Below are 3,477 nucleotides of genomic sequence, written 5' to 3'. Positions count from 1 at the left end.
AAATCTACTTTAGTATACTAACTTCTGTCTGTTACGCTGTCATAAAACGCGTTTGGCGTTGTATGGTTAAGCCTCACGGGTAATTAGTACAGGTTAGCTTAATGGCTCACACCACTTCCACATCCTGCCTATCAACGTTGTAGTCTTCAACGGCCCTTCAGAGACTTTAAAAGTCTAGTGAGAACTCATCTCGAGGCCTGCTTCGCGCTTAGATGCTTTCAGCGCTTATCAGTTCCGAACGTAGCTACCGGGCAATGCCATTGGCATGACAACCCGAACACCAGCGGTTCGTTCACTCCGGTCCTCTCGTACTAGGAGCAACCCCTCTCAATTCTCAAACGCCCACGGCAGATAGGGACCGAACTGTCTCACGACGTTCTAAACCCAGCTCGCGTACCACTTTAAATGGCGAACAGCCATACCCTTGGGACCGACTTCAGCCCCAGGATGTGATGAGCCGACATCGAGGTGCCAAACACCGCCGTCGATATGAACTCTTGGGCGGTATCAGCCTGTTATCCCCGGAGTACCTTTTATCCGTTGAGCGATGGCCCTTCCATTCAGAACCACCGGATCACTATGACCTACTTTCGTACCTGCTCGACGTGTCTGTCTCGCAGTTAAGCTGGCTTCTACCATTACACTAACCGTACGATGTCCGACCGTACTTAGCCAACCTTCGTGCTCCTCCGTTACTCTTTGGGAGGAGACCGCCCCAGTCAAACTACCCACCAGGCACTGTCCGTAACCCCGATYAGGGGCCAACGTTAGAACATCAAAACTACAAGGGTGGTATTTCAAGGACGGCTCCACAAAGACTAGCGTCTCTGCTTCAAAGCCTCCCACCTATCCTACACATGTAGGTTCAATGTTCAGTGCCAAGCTGTAGTAAAGGTTCACGGGGTCTTTCCGTCTAGCCGCGGGTACACAGCATCTTCACTGCGATTTCAATTTCACTGAGTCTCGGGTGGAGACAGCGTGGCCATGGTTACACCATTCGTGCAGGTCGGAACTTACCCGACAAGGAATTTCGCTACCTTAGGACCGTTATAGTTACGGCCGCCGTTTACCGGGGCTTCGATCAAGAGCTTCGTCCGAAAACTAACCCCATCAATTAACCTTCCGGCACCGGGCAGGTGTCACACCGTATACGTCATCTTGCGATTTTGCACAGTGCTGTGTTTTTAATAAACAGTCCCAGCCACCTGGTCACTGCGGCTCCCGTCCGCTTAGAGAGCAAGTCTCATCACCGATCGGAGCGTACCTTCTCCCGAAGTTACGGTACGATTTTGCCTAGTTCCTTCACCCGAGTTCTCTCAAGCGCCTTAGTATTCTCTACCTGACCACCTGTGTCGGTTTGGGGTACGATTCGGTATAATCTGAAGCTTAGAGGCTTTTCCTGGAAGTATGGCATCAACAACTTCACCACCTTAGTGGCTCGTCTCGTGTCTCAGTCTTAGGAGTCCGGATTTTCCTAAGTTCTCAACCTACTCACTTTCACATGGACAACCAACGCCATGCTTGTTTAGCCTGCTCCGTCCCCCCATCGCAATTATACCAAGTACGGGAATATTAACCCGTTTCCCATCGACTACGCCTTTCGGCCTCGCCTTAGGGGTCGACTTACCCTACCCTGATTAACATGGGATAGGAACCCTTGGTCTTCCGGCGTGCGGGTTTTTCACCCGCATTATCGTTACTCATGTCAGCATTCGCACTTCTGATACCTCCAGCATACCTCCCGGTACACCTTCAACGGCTTACAGAACGCTCCCCTACCACTCAAAATAAATTTTGAATCCGCAGCTTCGGTGCATAGTTTAGCCCCGTTACATCTTCCGCGCAGACCGACTCGACCAGTGAGCTATTACGCTTTCTTTAAAGGGTGGCTGCTTCTAAGCCAACCTCCTGGCTGTCTGGGCCTTTCCACATCGTTTCCCACTTAACTATGACTTTGGGACCTTAGCTGGCGGTCTGGGTTGTTTCCCTCTTCACGACGGACGTTAGCACCCGCCGTGTGTCTCCCGGATAGTACTTTACGGTATTCGGAGTTTGCAAAGGGTTGGTAAGTCGGGATGACCCCCTAGCCTTAACAGTGCTCTACCCCCGTAAGTATTCGTCCGAGGCTCTACCTAAATAGATTTCGGGGAGAACCAGCTATCTCCCGGTTTGATTAGCCTTTCACTCCTAGCCACAGGTCATCCCCTAACTTTTCAACGTTAGTGGGTTCGGTCCTCCAGTTGATGTTACTCAACCTTCAACCTGCCCATGGCTAGATCACCGGGTTTCGGGTCTATACCTTGCAACTCAACGCCCAGTTAAGACTCGGTTTCCCTACGGCTACCCTAATCGGTTAACCTCGCTACAAAATATAAGTCGCTGACCCATTATACAAAAGGTACGCAGTCACCCAACAAGTGGGCTCCTACTGCTTGTACGTACACGGTTTCAGGTTCTATTTCACTCCCCTCACAGGGGTTCTTTTCGCCTTTCCCTCACGGTACTGGTTCACTATCGGTCAGTTGGGAGTATTTAGCCTTAGATGATGGTCCACCTATATTCAGTCAAAGTTTCACGTGCTCCGACCTACTCGATTTCACTTAAGATGCATTTTCGTGTACGGGACTATCACCCTGTATCGTCATACTTTCCAGAATGTTTCACTAACACATAATAAGCTTAAGGGCTGGTCCGGTTTCGCTCGCCGCTACTTCCGGAATCTCGGTTGATTTCTGTTCCTACGGGTACTTAGATGTTTCAGTTCTCCGCGTTCGCCTCTTACACCTATGTATTCAGTGTAAGATACCTGCAAGCAGGTGGGTTTCCCCATTCGGAAATCCTAGTCTCAAGTGCTTTTTACTAGCTTGACTAGGCTTATCGCAAGTTAATACGTCCTTCATCGCCTCCAACTGCCAAGGCATCCACCGTGTACGCTTAGTCACTTAACCATACAACCCAAACGGGTCTTTGTTAGTGACAGCTGTTAACTTCGCCAGAAGTTAATTCATCAAATAATGATGAGAATACTAAAGTAGATACCGATTAATTTTTCAATTAATTGGCATATTTTTACTTTTGAAAACTCTTGATAAATAACAATNGTNATTTATCAGAATTTTATTATCAGCTTTCCAAATTTTTAAAGAGCATATTAATTAGTGAAGCCANRCGGCTTTACTAACTAACAATCATCTGTGTGGACACTACGAACAAATAAGTTCTAAATCGTATAAGGAGGTGATCCAGCCCCAGGTTCCCCTAGGGCTACCTTGTTACGACTTCACCCCAGTCATGAATCACTCCGTGGTGAACGTCCTCCCGAAGGTTAGACTATCCACTTCTGGAGCAACCCACTCCCATGGTGTGACGGGCGGTGTGTACAAGGCCCGGGAACGTATTCACCGCGTCATTCTGATACGCGATTACTAGCGATTCCGACTTCATGGAGTCGAGTTGCAGACTCCAATCCGGACTACC

Annotated in this window: 2 rRNA genes; both read right to left on the bottom strand. The window is 49.0% G+C overall.

Annotation, left to right across the window (positions count from 1 at the left end):
* Positions 1-62: 62 nt before the first annotated feature.
* Positions 63-2,948, bottom strand: a 23S ribosomal RNA gene (locus tag BWD47_RS00350).
* Positions 2,949-3,230: 282 nt separating this feature from the next.
* Positions 3,231-3,477 (bottom strand): 16S ribosomal RNA (locus BWD47_RS20175); the annotation flags it as partial.

Origin of the sequence: Pseudoalteromonas sp. PAB 2.2 (genome assembly GCF_001938575.1) — a bacterium.
GTDB lineage: Bacteria > Pseudomonadota > Gammaproteobacteria > Enterobacterales > Alteromonadaceae > Pseudoalteromonas > Pseudoalteromonas lipolytica.
The sequence above is the reverse complement of the archived record's forward strand: the minus strand, read 5'-3'. Positions and strand labels throughout refer to the sequence as shown.